The sequence below is a fragment of the Lactobacillus mulieris genome, assembly GCF_007095465.1.
Taxonomy (GTDB): domain Bacteria; phylum Bacillota; class Bacilli; order Lactobacillales; family Lactobacillaceae; genus Lactobacillus; species Lactobacillus mulieris.
In genome coordinates, this window is sequence record NZ_SDGL01000014.1 from 1 (window position 1) to 13,798 (window position 13,798).

General features: G+C 38.6%; 26 protein-coding genes and 1 pseudogene. All 27 read left to right on the forward strand.

What is annotated here, in order from left to right; translation table 11 throughout:
- Positions 1-125 precede the first annotated feature (125 nt).
- The 27 genes and pseudogenes from ETI37_RS06510 (at position 126) to rpsM (ending at position 13,790) form a co-directional block, all read left to right on the forward strand.
- A pseudogene (locus ETI37_RS06510) lies at positions 126-1,655 on the forward strand (YfcC family protein).
- A 306-nt stretch (positions 1,656-1,961) separates the two neighbouring features.
- Positions 1,962-2,270, forward strand: a complete 309-nt coding sequence (gene rpsJ / locus ETI37_RS06515; RefSeq protein WP_034535719.1) for a 30S ribosomal protein S10 — start codon at positions 1,962-1,964, stop codon at positions 2,268-2,270.
- Between the two features lie 27 nt (positions 2,271-2,297).
- Positions 2,298-2,927, forward strand: coding sequence for a 50S ribosomal protein L3 (gene rplC / locus ETI37_RS06520; protein ID WP_006585204.1), 630 nt, complete (start codon positions 2,298-2,300; stop codon positions 2,925-2,927).
- Between the two features lie 14 nt (positions 2,928-2,941).
- Positions 2,942-3,559 (forward strand): 50S ribosomal protein L4, encoded by a 618-nt coding sequence (gene rplD, locus ETI37_RS06525; protein ID WP_006585855.1) that lies wholly within the window; start codon positions 2,942-2,944, stop codon positions 3,557-3,559.
- Positions 3,559-3,855 (forward strand): 50S ribosomal protein L23, encoded by a 297-nt coding sequence (gene rplW / locus ETI37_RS06530; RefSeq protein WP_006585854.1) that lies wholly within the window; start codon positions 3,559-3,561, stop codon positions 3,853-3,855. Before rplD ends, rplW begins: the two co-directional genes overlap by 1 nt.
- A 15-nt stretch (positions 3,856-3,870) precedes the next feature.
- Complete coding sequence (rplB, locus tag ETI37_RS06535) at positions 3,871-4,707, forward strand: 50S ribosomal protein L2 (protein WP_006585201.1); 837 nt, start codon at positions 3,871-3,873, stop codon at positions 4,705-4,707.
- A 21-nt stretch (positions 4,708-4,728) separates the two neighbouring features.
- Positions 4,729-5,004 (forward strand): 30S ribosomal protein S19, encoded by a 276-nt coding sequence (rpsS, locus tag ETI37_RS06540; protein ID WP_006585200.1) that lies wholly within the window; start codon positions 4,729-4,731, stop codon positions 5,002-5,004.
- Between the two features lie 23 nt (positions 5,005-5,027).
- Complete coding sequence (rplV, locus tag ETI37_RS06545; protein ID WP_006585853.1) at positions 5,028-5,381, forward strand: 50S ribosomal protein L22; 354 nt, start codon at positions 5,028-5,030, stop codon at positions 5,379-5,381.
- A gap of 13 nt (positions 5,382-5,394) precedes the next feature.
- Positions 5,395-6,069 carry a 30S ribosomal protein S3 gene (rpsC, locus tag ETI37_RS06550; protein WP_006585198.1) on the forward strand — a complete coding sequence of 225 codons (675 nt, stop codon included), beginning with the start codon at positions 5,395-5,397 and terminating at the stop codon, positions 6,067-6,069.
- Entirely contained in the window at positions 6,069-6,509 is a 441-nt protein-coding gene (gene rplP / locus ETI37_RS06555; protein WP_006585197.1) for a 50S ribosomal protein L16, read from the forward strand. The genes rpsC and rplP overlap by 1 nt, the downstream gene beginning before the upstream one ends.
- Positions 6,499-6,696 carry a 50S ribosomal protein L29 gene (gene rpmC / locus ETI37_RS06560; RefSeq protein ID WP_006585196.1) on the forward strand — a complete coding sequence of 66 codons (198 nt, stop codon included), beginning with the start codon at positions 6,499-6,501 and terminating at the stop codon, positions 6,694-6,696. Before rplP ends, rpmC begins: the two co-directional genes overlap by 11 nt.
- Before the next feature lie 22 nt (positions 6,697-6,718).
- Complete coding sequence (rpsQ, locus tag ETI37_RS06565; protein ID WP_006585195.1) at positions 6,719-6,985, forward strand: 30S ribosomal protein S17; 267 nt, start codon at positions 6,719-6,721, stop codon at positions 6,983-6,985.
- Positions 6,986-7,017: 32 nt separating this feature from the next.
- Positions 7,018-7,386, forward strand: coding sequence for a 50S ribosomal protein L14 (rplN, locus tag ETI37_RS06570; RefSeq protein ID WP_006585194.1), 369 nt, complete (start codon positions 7,018-7,020; stop codon positions 7,384-7,386).
- 21 nt (positions 7,387-7,407) lie between these two features.
- On the forward strand, positions 7,408-7,722 hold the full coding sequence (gene rplX / locus ETI37_RS06575; protein WP_006585852.1) for a 50S ribosomal protein L24: 315 nt from the start codon (positions 7,408-7,410) through the stop codon (positions 7,720-7,722).
- Positions 7,723-7,736: 14 nt separating this feature from the next.
- The gene (gene rplE, locus ETI37_RS06580; protein ID WP_006585192.1) at positions 7,737-8,279 is read left to right on the forward strand and encodes a 50S ribosomal protein L5; all 543 of its coding nucleotides are present in this window, start codon (positions 7,737-7,739) and stop codon (positions 8,277-8,279) included.
- Positions 8,280-8,293: 14 nt separating this feature from the next.
- Entirely contained in the window at positions 8,294-8,479 is a 186-nt protein-coding gene (locus ETI37_RS06585) for a type Z 30S ribosomal protein S14 (protein WP_006585191.1), read from the forward strand.
- Positions 8,480-8,502: 23 nt separating this feature from the next.
- On the forward strand, positions 8,503-8,901 hold the full coding sequence (rpsH, locus tag ETI37_RS06590) for a 30S ribosomal protein S8 (RefSeq protein WP_006585190.1): 399 nt from the start codon (positions 8,503-8,505) through the stop codon (positions 8,899-8,901).
- A gap of 24 nt (positions 8,902-8,925) precedes the next feature.
- Positions 8,926-9,456, forward strand: a complete 531-nt coding sequence (gene rplF / locus ETI37_RS06595; protein WP_006585851.1) for a 50S ribosomal protein L6 — start codon at positions 8,926-8,928, stop codon at positions 9,454-9,456.
- A gap of 22 nt (positions 9,457-9,478) precedes the next feature.
- Positions 9,479-9,838 (forward strand): 50S ribosomal protein L18, encoded by a 360-nt coding sequence (gene rplR, locus ETI37_RS06600; RefSeq protein WP_006585189.1) that lies wholly within the window; start codon positions 9,479-9,481, stop codon positions 9,836-9,838.
- 17 nt (positions 9,839-9,855) lie between these two features.
- Positions 9,856-10,371: a 30S ribosomal protein S5 gene (gene rpsE / locus ETI37_RS06605; RefSeq protein ID WP_006585188.1), complete on the forward strand. Its 516-nt coding sequence runs from the start codon at positions 9,856-9,858 to the stop codon at positions 10,369-10,371.
- A 10-nt stretch (positions 10,372-10,381) separates the two neighbouring features.
- Entirely contained in the window at positions 10,382-10,567 is a 186-nt protein-coding gene (gene rpmD, locus ETI37_RS06610; RefSeq protein WP_006585187.1) for a 50S ribosomal protein L30, read from the forward strand.
- Positions 10,568-10,589: 22 nt separating this feature from the next.
- Complete coding sequence (gene rplO, locus ETI37_RS06615) at positions 10,590-11,030, forward strand: 50S ribosomal protein L15 (protein ID WP_006585186.1); 441 nt, start codon at positions 10,590-10,592, stop codon at positions 11,028-11,030.
- On the forward strand, positions 11,030-12,322 hold the full coding sequence (gene secY, locus ETI37_RS06620; protein ID WP_143458496.1) for a preprotein translocase subunit SecY: 1,293 nt from the start codon (positions 11,030-11,032) through the stop codon (positions 12,320-12,322). Before rplO ends, secY begins: the two co-directional genes overlap by 1 nt.
- 13 nt (positions 12,323-12,335) lie before the next feature.
- Positions 12,336-12,989 (forward strand): adenylate kinase, encoded by a 654-nt coding sequence (locus ETI37_RS06625; protein ID WP_006585185.1) that lies wholly within the window; start codon positions 12,336-12,338, stop codon positions 12,987-12,989.
- 71 nt (positions 12,990-13,060) lie between these two features.
- On the forward strand, positions 13,061-13,282 hold the full coding sequence (infA, locus tag ETI37_RS06630) for a translation initiation factor IF-1 (protein WP_006585184.1): 222 nt from the start codon (positions 13,061-13,063) through the stop codon (positions 13,280-13,282).
- 14 nt (positions 13,283-13,296) lie between these two features.
- Positions 13,297-13,413, forward strand: a complete 117-nt coding sequence (gene rpmJ, locus ETI37_RS06635; RefSeq protein ID WP_006585183.1) for a 50S ribosomal protein L36 — start codon at positions 13,297-13,299, stop codon at positions 13,411-13,413.
- Positions 13,414-13,439: 26 nt separating this feature from the next.
- Positions 13,440-13,790, forward strand: a complete 351-nt coding sequence (gene rpsM / locus ETI37_RS06640) for a 30S ribosomal protein S13 (protein WP_006585182.1) — start codon at positions 13,440-13,442, stop codon at positions 13,788-13,790.
- Positions 13,791-13,798 lie beyond the last annotated feature (8 nt).

Consider the following 13,798-nt stretch of genomic DNA (forward strand, 5'->3'; position numbering starts at 1 on the left):
TTACTATTTACAAGTCGAGTCTAACAAGATTGGACTTTTTTATTAACTAAAACGATTTAACTAGCACCACGCGTATTATAATTAATAATAAGAGATACGATGAGTTGATTGAAAGTGTAAACTAAATGGTTAAAACTGAACAAAAAAAGCATAGATTTCCGACGGCTTATACCGTAATTATTATTGTATTATTACTAATCGAACTTCTGACATATTTTATCCCAGCGGGTAATTACGCCACTTTGTCATATAATTCAGAAAATAATAATTTTGTGATTACTAAACCAAATGGAGATACCCAAAAGATTGCTGCATCGCAAAATAATTTGGATAAGTATAAGATTAATATACCAATTCAAAAGTTTAAAGATGGTACTATTTTTAAGCCGGTTGCGATTCCTAATTCTTATGAGCGAATTTCTGCTCAAAAGCCTAATCTATGGCAAGCAATTGTTAATTTCTTTACAGTTCAAGTGCAAGGAATTGTTCAAAGTATTGATATCATTGCTTTTGTTTTAATTTTAGGAGGCTGTATTGGAATTGTTAATGCTAATGGCGCGATTAATTCTGGTATTGCAGCTTTATCAAAGAAAATTAAAGGAAAACAAGTTCTTTTAATAGTAGTAATTATGGCTTTTGTTTCAATTGGCGGAACGACGTATGGATTAGCGGAAGAAACAATGGCTATGTATCCTATTTTGATACCTGTATTTTTAATGGCAGGATACGATACGATGACAGTTATCGGTACTGTCTTTTTAGCTGATAGTATAGGAACGATGGTTTCTACAATTAATCCTTTTTCGACAATTATAGCTTCAAATGCAGCAGGGGTTAACTTTTCACACGCGCTTCCAATGAGAATAATAATGTGGGCTTTTTGCACTTTTATCGGAATGCTTTATGTAATTCATTATGCAGAAAGAGTTCGTAAACATCCTGAAACTTCATATGTGTACGACCAATATGAGAGTGACCGTAAAAGTTTTTATCAAGTGATAATTTACAAAATCCCAAGTTCACTTGGCAGCAAAAACTAACGCTTTCGATTTTTGCTATTGCTTTTATAGTAATGATTTGGGGCGTTCAATCACAAGGATGGTATTTTACTGAAATTTCTGTAATTTTTCTTGCAGCTGGTTATTTAATGGCAATTTTTTTCAGGCCTAGACGAGCATAAAGTGATCGATGCTTTTGTTAATGGTGCAAGTGAATTGTTGGGTGTTGCCCTAACAATTGGTTTAGCACGTGGGGTTTCGATTATTATGGATAATAGTCATACGAGTGACACAATTATGAATTTCTTTAGTAAACAAATTTCAGGACTGCCACCACTTGTTTTTATTTGGTTGTTATTTATAGTTTATATTGTTTTAGGTTTCTTTATTCAGTCATCATCAGGATTAGCGGTGTTATCAATGCCTATTATGGCACCACTTGCCAATGTGGTAGGGATTGATCGAGCTAGTGTGATAGATGCTTACAATTTAGGTCAAGGCTATATATCTTTAATTGCCCCAACAGGGTTGATTCTAATGGGATTAATGATGGTAGGAATTGACTTTAGTAAATGGTTTAAATGGTGTTGGAAATTGTTGGTCATTGAATTTATACTTTGTCTAATGTTTTTAGCATTGGGATTATTAGTTTATTAATCATGATATGGACTTCATAATTGAAGTTCATATTTTTTTATTCAAGATTGTAACTTTTACAGGTTTATCCTATAAATATAGGAAGAAAAAAATAATAAAAAAATCAGTCAAAACCCTTGATAAATAACGAAATAGTCGGTATACTATTCTTTGTGCATTTTAGAGGTTAACTGTGCTCTTGTGCACATTTTTGTTGTAGCTTTGACGCAAAAGGTTGCGGCACACCAGGCTGCATTGCCACAGTGGTGTGTCGGTAATTTTTGTAGAGCTAGTCATCTTTTAAAGAAGACGCAAGGAGGTAATTTGATGGCAAGTCAACAAATCCGTATTAGACTTAAGTCTTACGAACACGGTATTCTCGATGAATCTGCTGCTAAGATCGTCGCAACAGCAAAGAGAACTGGTGCAGAAATTTCAGGTCCAGTTCCTCTTCCAACTGAAAGAACTTTATTCACTGTTCTTCGTTCACCACACACGAACAAGGACTCACGTGAACAGTTCGAAATGCGTACACACAAGCGTTTAATTGATATTTTGAATCCAACACCAAAGACTGTTGATTCATTAATGAAATTAGACTTACCTAGCGGTGTAGACATCGAAATTAAACTTTAATTTTTATAGATTTATGGAGGTGTAATCATGACCAAAGGAATCTTAGGAAGAAAAGTCGGTATGACTCAAATCTTCACTGACAAAGGTGTCCTTGTTCCCGTAACTGTTATCGAAGCAACACCTAACGTTGTTATGCAAGTTAAGACTGTTGAATCAGATGGTTACGAAGCAGTTCAATTAGGTTACCAAGACAAGCGTGAAGTATTGAGCAACAAACCGGAAAAAGGTCATGCTGATAAGGCAAAGACTTCACCTAAGCGCTTCATTCGAGAAATTCGCGGTGTTGAGCTTAAGGATTATGAAGTCGGCTCAGAAGTTACTGTGGATACATTTAAGGAAGGTGACGTAGTAGACGTTACTGGTACTACAAGAGGTCACGGTTACCAAGGTAACATTAAGCGTCACGGTCAATCTAGAGGACCTGAAACACACGGTTCAAGATACCACAGAATCCCTGGTTCAATGGGTTCAATCATTAACCGTGTACCAAAGGGTAAGAAATTACCAGGTCACATGGGTGTGAAGACTGTTACTATTCAAAACTTAGTAATTGAAAAGGTTGTAGCTGACAAGAACGTTCTTTTAGTTAAAGGTAACGTTCCTGGTGCTAAAGACTCATTAATCGTTGTAAAATCTGCTACTAAAGCTGACAAGTAGGAAGGAGGACTAGAATGGCTAATTTAAAACTTATCGATCAAACTGGTAAAGATGCTGGTGAAGTTACTTTAAATGACAACGTTTTTGGTATTGAACCAAACGAAAACGTAGTTTTCGATGCTGTTATTAGACAAAGAGCTGGTATGCGTCAAGGTACTCATGCTACTAAGAACAGATCAGCTGTTCGCGGTGGTGGTAAGAAGCCTTGGAGACAAAAGGGTACTGGTCGTGCTCGTCAAGGTTCTATTAGAGCTCCTCAATGGCGCGGTGGTGGTACTGTATTTGGCCCTACACCACGTTCATACGCATACAGCTTGCCACGTAAGGTTCGTCGCTTAGCTATTAAGTCAGTTCTTTCACAAAAGTTGCAAGACAATAACTTAATCGTATTAGATCAATTAAGTTTAGATGCACCAAAGACGAAAGAATTCAAGGCTGTTTTAGGTAACTTGAATGTTGACAGCAAAGTTTTAGTTGTTTCTGATAACGAAAACGTTCAACTTTCAGCAAGAAACTTGGAAAACGTTAAGGTTGTTCCAGTTAATGGCTTAAATGTTGTTGATGCAGTTAACTATGACAAGCTTATCTTGACTCAAGACGCTGTTAAGAGAATTGAGGAGGTATTGGCATAATGAATGCACATGACATCATTTTAAGACCTGTCATTACTGAAAAGTCTACTAACTTAATGGACAACAAGAAGTACACTTTTGATGTGCTTTTAACTGCTACCAAGACTCAAGTTCGTAACGCAGTTGAAGAAATTTTTGATGTTAAGGTTAAGAGCGTTAACATTATGAACGTTCGCGGTAAGGACAAGAGAGTTGGTCGTTACACTGGTAAGACAGCTCGTCGTAGAAAAGCAATCGTTACTTTAACTAACGATTCAAATGATATTAAGATCTTCGCAGAAGAAGACAACAAATAATAGGAGGTTAGTCAATTGGCGATTAGAAAGTACAAGCCAACCACTAATGGTCGACGCAATATGACCTCTTCAGACTTTGCAGAAATTACCAAGAAAAAGCCTGAACGGACTTTACTTGAATCACAATCACATACTGCTGGTCGTAACTCATATGGTCATATTACTGTAAGACACCGTGGTGGTGGTCACAAGCAAAAATACCGTATCATCGATTTCAAGCGTAATAAAGATGATGTAAAAGCAGTTGTTAAGGCAATCGAATACGATCCAAACAGAACTGCAAACATTGCTTTACTTCACTACACTGATGGTATCAAGGCTTACATCTTGGCACCTAAGGGTCTTAAAGTTGGCGACATCGTTGAATCTGGTGTAGAAGCTGATATCAAGCCAGGTAACGCACTTCCACTTGCCAACATTCCTACTGGTACTTCAATTCACAACATCGAATTAAAGCCTGGTAAGGGTGGTCAATTAGTAAGAAGTGCTGGTACTGAAGGTCAAGTTCTTGGTACAGATGGTCGTTACACTTTGGTGAGATTACAAAGTGGTGAAGTTCGTCGTATCCTTTCAACTTGCCGTGCAACTATCGGTGTAGTTGGTAATGAACAACACTCATTAATTCAATTAGGTAAGGCCGGCCGTAAGCGTTGGTTGGGCAAGCGTCCTCAATCACGTGGTTCTGTAATGAACCCTAACGATCACCCACATGGTGGTGGTGAAGGTAAGGCACCTGTTGGTCGTCCACAACCTATGACCCCTTGGGGTAAGAAGTCACGTGGTATTAAGACTAGAAATACCAAGAAGGCTAGTGAAAAGATGATTATTCGTCACCGTAAGGGCAACAAATAATTAGAAGGAGGGTACTGATTAATGAGCCGTAGTATTAAAAAAGGTCCATTTGCTGATGAACACTTATTAAAGAAGGTCGCAGCACAAGAAAACGCCGAAAAGAAGCAAGTTATTAAGACTTGGTCTCGTCGTTCAACTATTTTCCCTTCTTTTGTTGGTTTGACAATAGCTGTTTACGATGGTAGAAAGCATGTTCCTGTGTACGTTACCGAAGACATGGTAGGTCACAAGTTGGGTGAATTTGTTCCAACTAGAACTTTCCGTGGTCATAAGGCTGACGACAAGGCTACTAAATAGTTAAGAGGAAGGAGAAAATCTAAATGGCAGAACAAATCACTTCAGCAAGAGCTGAAGCAAGAACCGTTCGTATCGCTCCTAGAAAAGCACGTTTGGTTATTGATTTAATCCGTGGTAAGAGCGTTGCAGAAGCATTGGCAATTTTGCAATTTACGCCAAGAGCTGCTTCCCCAATCGTTGAAAAAGTTTTACGTTCAGCAATTGCTAACGCAGAACACAATTACGATCTTGAAAGTGCAAACCTCTACGTTTCTGAAGCCTATGTCAATGAAGGTGCAACCCTTAAGAGATTCCGCCCTCGTGCTAAAGGTATGGCTTCTCCAATCAACAAGAGAACCAGTCACGTAGTTGTTGTAGTTTCTGAAATGAACGATTAAGGGAGGTATATCGATGGGTCAAAAGATTAACCCACTTGGTTTCCGTCTCGGTGTTAACCGTGATTGGGAAGCAAAATGGTTTGCTGACAAAGACTACAAAGAAACTTTAAATGAAGACTTACGCATCAGAGATTTCGTTGCTAAGAAATTAAAGGATGCCTCAGTTTCAACTGTAGAAATTGAACGTGCAGCAAACAGAATCAACATTTCTATCCACACTGCTAAGCCAGGTATGGTAATTGGTAAAGGTGGTTCAGAAGTTGAAGCATTAAGAAAGCAATTAAATGCATTAACTGAAAAGCAAGTTCATATCAATATTGTAGAAATTAAGAAGCCTGATCTTGATGCTGAACTTGTTGGTGACAGTGTTGCTCGTCAATTGGAAGCTCGTATTGCTTTCAGACGTGCTACTCGTCAAGCTACTCAAAGAGCTATGCGTGCAGGTGCTAAGGGTATCAAGGTTCAAACTGCAGGTCGTTTGAATGGTGCAGACATGGCAAGAAGAGAATGGCATACTGAAGGTAGTGTACCTCTTCATACTTTGAGAGCAGATATTGATTACGCATGGGTACAAGCTTTAACTACTTATGGTCAAATTGGTGTTAAGGTTTGGATTAACCGTGGTGAAATCTTACCTGGTCGTAAGAATAGACCAGCTTCTAAGCGTTCGAAGGGAGGCAACAAGTAATGCCATTAGTACCAAAGCGTGTAAAACACCGTCGTGAATTCCGTGGTAAAATGCGTGGTGCTGCCAAGGGTGGAAAGACCATTGCATTTGGCGAATACGGTTTGATGGCTCTTGAATCTCACTGGATCACTAACAGACAAATCGAAGCAGCTCGTGTTGCGATGACTCGTTACATGAAGCGTGGCGGTAAGGTTTGGATCAGAATCTTCCCACACAAGTCATACACTGCTAAAGGTGTAGGTGTACGTATGGGTTCTGGTAAAGGTGCACCAGCAGGTTGGGTAGCTGTAGTAAAAAGAGAAAAAATTATGTTTGAAATTGGTGGCGTTTCAGAAGAAGTAGCTCGTGAAGCTTTAAGACTTGCTTCTACTAAGTTGCCAATCAAGTGTAAGTTTGTTGCAAAAAGTACGGAAGTAGGTGGCGAATCTAATGAAGGCTAAAGATATCAGATCATTAACCACTGATCAAATGTTAGAAAAGGAAAAGCAATACAAAGAAGAACTTTTTAACTTGCGTTTCCAACAAGCAACGGGTCAATTAGAGAACACTGCCCGCTTGAGACAAGTCCGTAAAAATATCGCCAGAATTAAAACTGTTCTGAGCGAAGAAGCGTTAAAGCAAAACTAATTAATGGAAGGGAGTCATTAACTTGAGCGAAACAATCGAAAGAAATCGTCGTCACGTTTACCAAGGCCGTGTGGTTTCAGATAAGATGGACAAGACTATTACTGTTGTTGTTGATACTTACAAGAACCACCCAGTTTACAAGAAGCGTATTAAATACTCAAAGAAGTACTACGCTCACGACGTAAATAATGATGCTAAAGTTGGCGATACTGTACGTATCATGGAAACCCGTCCATTGTCACGTCAAAAGCGCTACCGTTTAGTTAAAATTGTTAAGAGACGCGTTTAGTTTGCGGATTTAAGTGAGGGGAGGATTACATAGTGATTCAAAACGAAAGCCGCTTAAAAGTTGCTGACAACTCCGGTGCCAGAGAACTATTAGTTATCCGTGTTATGGGTGGCTCAAAGCGTAAGACCGGTAATATTGGTGATATCGTTGTTTGTGCTGTTAAGCAAGCAACACCAGGTGGCGTTGTCAAAAAGGGCGACGTTGTTAAGGCTGTTATCGTAAGAACAAAATCAGGTGCACGTCGCGAAGATGGTTCATACATCAAGTTTGACGAAAATGCTGCTGTCGTAATTAATGCCGACAAGAGCCCTCGTGGAACTCGTATTTTTGGGCCTGTAGCCCGTGAACTACGTGAGCACGACTTCATGAAGATCGTCTCTCTTGCTCCTGAAGTATTATAAAATTTTTAGGGAGGTGCACTGATGTTTGTTAAAACAGGTGACAAGGTAAAGGTTATCGCCGGTAAAGAAAAGGGCAAAGAAGGTACTGTAATCAGAGTAGACCGTAAGAATGACCGTGTTGTTGTTAAGGGTCTTAACATGATTAAGAAGCACGAAAAGCCATCACAAACTAACCAAAACGGTGGTGTTGTTGAAAAAGAAGGTTCAATTCACGTTTCAAACGTTATGCTTATTGATCCTGAATCAGGCAAGCCAACAAGAATTGGTCACGAAATCGTTGATGGTAATAAAGTTCGTATCGCTAAAGTTAGCGGTAAGGCAATCGATAAGAAATAGAGAGGAGGATCCTAATGGCAAATCATTTAGCTGTACAATACAAAGAAGAAGTTGCATCAGCATTAGCTGAAAAGTTTGGTTACAAGTCAACTATGCAAATCCCTAAGATTGAAAAAATCGTATTGAACATGGGTGTTGGTGACGCTGTATCAAATGCTAAGAATTTAGATGAAGCTGTTGAAGAATTAACTTTAATTTCAGGTCAAAAGCCTTTAATTACTAAAGCAAAGAAGTCAATCGCCAACTTCCGTTTGCGTGAAGGTATGTCTATTGGTGCTAAGGTAACTCTTAGAGGTGATAGAATGTATGACTTCTTAGATAAGTTGATCAATGTTTCTCTTCCACGTGTTCGTGACTTCCGTGGTGTTTCAACTCGTTCATTTGATGGACGTGGTAACTACACTTTGGGTATTAAAGAACAATTGATCTTCCCAGAAATCGACTTTGATAAAGTTAACCGTACTCGTGGTTTGGATGTAGTTATTGTTACTACTGCACAAACTGACGAAGAAGCACGTGAACTTTTGCAACAATTTGGATTCCCATTTGCAAAATAAATTGGAGGACATCAATGGCTAAAACATCATTAAAAGTTAGAAATCATCGTCCTGCTAAGTTCTCAAGCCGTGCATACACACGCTGTGAAAGATGTGGACGTCCACATTCTGTATACCGTAAATTCGGTTTATGCCGTATTTGCTTAAAGGACTTAGCTCACAAGGGTCAAATTCCTGGTCTTAAAAAGGCTAGTTGGTAATAAAGAGTAAGGAGGAAAGCATAATGGTCATGACTGATCCGATTGCTGATTACTTAACTAGAATCAGAAATGCTAACATGGCAAAGCACGATTCAGTTGAAATTCCAGCATCTACGATTAAAAAGTCACTTTCAGAAATCTTGAAGCAAGAAGGTTTCATCCGTGATTACGAAGTAACTGATGACAACAAACAAGGTATGATCAAGATTTTCTTGAAGTACGGTCCAAATGGTGAACGCGTTATCTCTGGTTTGAAGAGAATCTCTAAGCCAGGTTTGAGAAACTACGTTGGTGCCGAAAACTTACCTAAGGTATTAAACGGTCTTGGTATCGCCATTGTCTCAACTTCTGCTGGTGTTATTACCGATAAAGAAGCTAGAGAAAAGAATGTTGGTGGCGAAGTTCTTGCCTACGTTTGGTAATTCTGACAGAAAGGAGAACAACTAATGAGCCGTATTGGTTTTAAAGTTATTAACGTTCCTGACAGTGTCACTGTTACCAAGGAAGGTAATGTCATCACTGTTAAAGGACCAAAAGGTGAATTAAGTAGAGAATTCAGTCCCAAAATCACCTTTGAACAAAAAGACGGAGAAATTACTGTTTCTCGTTCAAGTGAAAATGATAAAGCTCTTCACGGTACATCAAGAGCCAACCTCGCATCTATGATTGAAGGTGTTGTTGATGGTTACAAGAAGAACTTAAAGCTTATCGGTGTTGGTTACCGTGCACAAGCTCAAGGAAACAAGCTCGTATTGAATGTTGGTTACTCACACCCAGTTGAATTTGAAACTCCTGAAGGTATTACTGTTAAGACTCCTTCAGCAGTTGATATTGAAATTGAAGGTATTTCTAAGCAAGTTGTTGGTCAATTTGCAGCTGAAGTACGTGCAGTTCGTCCACCAGAACCTTACAAGGGCAAGGGTATTCGTTACGTTGATGAATACGTTCGTCGTAAGGAAGGTAAGACAGGTAAGTAATAGAAATTTTTGAGGTGAAATTGTGATTTCTAAACCAGATAAAAATAAATTGCGCTTAAAGCGTCACAAGCGTATTCGTGGCAAGATTTCTGGTACTGCTGAGCGCCCACGCTTGAGTATTTTCCGTTCTAACAAAAACATCTACGCTCAAATTATTGATGACGTAGCGGGTGTAACGCTAGCAAGTGCCTCAACTTTAGATAAGTCAGTTTCTGCAGAAGGAACTAAGCTTGAACAAGCTCAAGCAGTTGGTAAAGCAATTGCTGAAGCAGCAAAGAAAAACAACATTACTACTGTTGTTTTCGACAGAAGTGGTTACTTATACCACGGCCGTATTCAAGCATTAGCAGATGCAGCTCGTGAAAACGGATTAGAATTCTAGGAAAGGAGATTTAACTGATGGCAAACCGCAACGATTCTCGTAAAGATCGCAGACCTAAAGACGAAATTGAAGATCAATTAGTTGCTGTAAACAGAATCACCAAGGTTGTTAAGGGTGGTCGTAGAATGAGATTTGCAGCACTTGTTGTTGTCGGCGACAAGAAGGGCCATGTTGGCTTTGGTACTGGTAAAGCTCAAGAAGTTCCAGAAGCAATCCGCAAAGCTGTTGAAGCAGGTAAGAAGAATATGATTTCTGTACCAACTGTAGGTACAACTATTCCTCACGAAGTTATCGGTCACTTTGGTTCAGGTAACATTTTACTTAAGCCTGCTGAAGCTGGTTCCGGTGTTGCAGCTGGTGGTGCCGTACGTATTGTTATGGATATGGCTGGTATTGCTGATATTACTTCTAAGTCACTTGGCTCTAACACTCCAATCAACGTTGTAAGAGCAACTATCGATGGCTTGAAGAAGCTTAAGACTCGTGAAGATGTATTAAAGCTTCGTGAATCAGCAAAAAGCTTACAAGATTAGGAGAGACTAGATGACTGATTTAAAGATTACTTTAATTAGAAGTGCTGCCCACCGTCTACCTAACCAACGTAAAGTTGTTAAGGCTCTTGGTCTTGGTAGAATTAATAGCTCAGTTGTCCTTCCAGACAACGCAGCTACTCGTGGCGCATTAATGAAAATCGCCCACTTAATTTCTGTTGAAGAAGTTAACAAGTAAGATTTAAGGAGGTGCCGAATAAATGAAGCTTCATGAATTAAAACCTGCAGAAGGTTCACGTCGTTCAAGAAAGCGTGTTGGCCGTGGTACTTCTAGTGGTTATGGTAAAACCTCTGGTCGTGGACAAAAGGGTCAATTGGCACGTCAAGGTGGACATACTCGTCCAGGTTTTGAAGGTGGTCAAATGCCATTGTTCAGAACTATGCCTAAGCGTGGTTTCAAGAACATTAACCGTAAGGAATATGCTGTAATTAACTTGGATGATTTAAACAAGTTTGAAAATGGTAGCGAAGTAACTATCGCTGACCTTAAGGCAAAAGGCTTGGTAAAGAAAGAATTATCAGGTGTTAAGTTACTTGCTAACGGTGAATTAAAAGTTAAGGTTACTGTTAAGGTAAACAAAGCTTCTAAGGCTGCTGAAGAAGCAGTTAATGCCGCTGGTGGATCAGTTGAGGTGATTTAATGTTCTCGACCTTGAAGAACGCCTTTAAGGATAAGGAAATTAGAAATAAAATTTTCTTTACGCTCTTTATTCTTTTGTTGTATCGGATCGGTGCTAATATCGCTGTTCCTGGTGTCAACGCAAAAGCGATTAACCAAGTTGCACAAACCGGATTAGTTCCTATGCTTGATACGGTAAGTGGTGGTGGATTGGATAATTATTCAATCTTTTCATTAGGGGTTTCCCCTTATATCACCGCTCAAATCGTAATTCAACTTCTTCAAATGGATATTGTTCCAAAATTAGTTGAGTGGGGAAAGCAAGGTGAAGTTGGCCGTCGTAAGACGAATCAAGTAACTAGATATTTAACTTTAGTTGTAGCTTTTATCCAAAGTATTGGTATTACACTAGGCTTTAATGTATTAACACAAATGGGTCTTGTGAAAAGCCCAACCCCACAAACTTATATTCAAATTGCGATTATCATGACAGCTGGGACATTTTTATTAACTTGGCTTGGTGATGAAATTACTGATAAAGGGCTAGGTAATGGGGTGTCTGTGATTATTTTTGCAGGTATCATATCCCGATTGCCGAATGGTATCGCACAAATCTTTAAAGAAGATGTTTCAAATGCAAGTAGTAGTGATCGCTGGAAAGGTATAGTGTTCTTCGTTGCAATTATTATTGCAATTTTAGTAATTACGAAAGTAGTTACTTGGGTTGAACAAGCTATTCGTCGTGTGCCAATTCAATACACAAGACGAGCAGCTGTCAGTGGTTCTGAAAGTTTCTTACCACTAAAAGTTAACGTATCTGGAGTTATTCCTGTTATCTTTGCTAGTTCCTTTATTATCACTCCTTCAACCATTTTAATGGCCTTTCAAAGTCACCAAGGTGAACAATGGTATCAGATCTTAACGCAAATCTTTAGTCTTCAAACAACACCTGGAGCAGTTATTTATACATTGTTGATTGTGCTTTTCACTTTCTTCTACGCTTTTGTACAGGTAAATCCTGAAAAGCTCTCAGAGAATTTGCAAAAGCAAAGTGCTTATATTCCAAGTGTTTGGCCTGGAAAAGACACACAAGATTTTGTTTCTAAATTATTAATGAGACTCTCTACTGTAGGATCTGTTTATCTTGGTCTTGTTGCTCTTTTACCACAACTTGCAACTAATATCTGGGGTCTACCAAGTTCAATTGGTCTTGGTGGTACTAGTCTTTTAATTGTAATTGGTGTTGTACTTGAACTTTCAAGACAAGTAAATGGACTTCTTATGAAGAGAGAATATGTAGGATTTATAAGATAGGTGAAGTTAGATAATGATTAACTTAATTCTTTTAGGATTGCCAGGTGCTGGTAAGGGTACAGTTTCTGAACGTATCGTTGATAAATATAAATTAGCTCACATCTCTACTGGAGATATGTTTAGAGAAGCTATGGCTAATGAAACGCCAGTAGGTCTTGAAGCAAAGAGCTACATTGATAAAGGAAATCTTGTTCCTGATGAGGTAACTGCTAAGCTTGTTGAAGAAAGATTAGCAAAGCCTGACACTAATAATGGCTTTATTTTAGATGGATTTCCAAGAACCACAGCACAAGCAGAAATGCTTGAAGATATTACTAAGCGACTTAACAAGCCTTTGACTAATGTTATTGCACTTGATGTTGAAGAAAGTGTATTAGTTGATAGATTGTCAGCACGTTTCATGTGTAAAGCATGTGGAGCTACATACAATAAATTCTCTAAGAAACCAAAAGTTGAAGGTACATGTGATCGCTGTGGTGGACATGAATTCTATCAAAGAGAAGATGATAAACCAGAAGTGGTTAGAAATCGTCTTCAAGTTAATGAAAAAATGAATGCGCCACTTCGTGATTTTTACCAACAAAAGGGTTTGCTCTCTGTTGTAAATGGTGAACAATCTCCTGAGAAGGTATTCGAAGATACTGACGCAATTCTTGGTAAAGATTAAGTAAAGTTTATTTATTTAATTTCCCGTGATATAATTTCAAAGTATGACAATTTGATTCCGGAGGAAAAACTTTGGCAAAAGATGATGTCATTGAAGTAGAAGGTAAGGTAGTAGATACCTTACCTAATGCTATGTTTAAGGTAGAACTAGAAAATGGTGCCACTATTTTGGCCCATGTTTCTGGTAAAATTAGAATGCATTATATTCGTATTTTACCTGGAGATAAAGTTACTGTGGAATTATCCCCATATGATTTAACTAAGGGTAGGATTACGTATCGTTTTATCAAGTAATAACGGAGGTAAACATGAAAGTTAGACCATCTGTTAAGCCAATGTGCGAACATTGCAAAGTAATTAAGAGAAATGGTCGTGTTATGGTTATTTGCCCTGCAAATCCAAAGCACAAGCAACGTCAAGGTTAATATTGAAAAATTAGGAGGTGCAATTTATGGCACGTATTGCTGGTGTTGACTTACCTAGAGAAAAAAGAATCGTAGTCGCATTAACATATATTTACGGTATTGGTGAACCAACTGCCAAGAAGATTTGTGCAGATGCTGGTGTTTCTGAAGACATTCGTTCTAAAGATTTAACTCCAGAAGATCAAGAAAAGCTTCGTGCTGAAGTTGATAAATACCGTGTTGAAGGTGATTTACGTCGTGAAATTAGTATGAACATTAAACGTCTTGTTGATATTGGTTCATACAGAGGTGTTCGTCACCGTCGTGGCCTTCCTGTTCGTGGTCAAAACACAAAGAACAACGCACGTACTCGTAAAGGTTCTAAGAGAAGCCGTTAATAAAAACT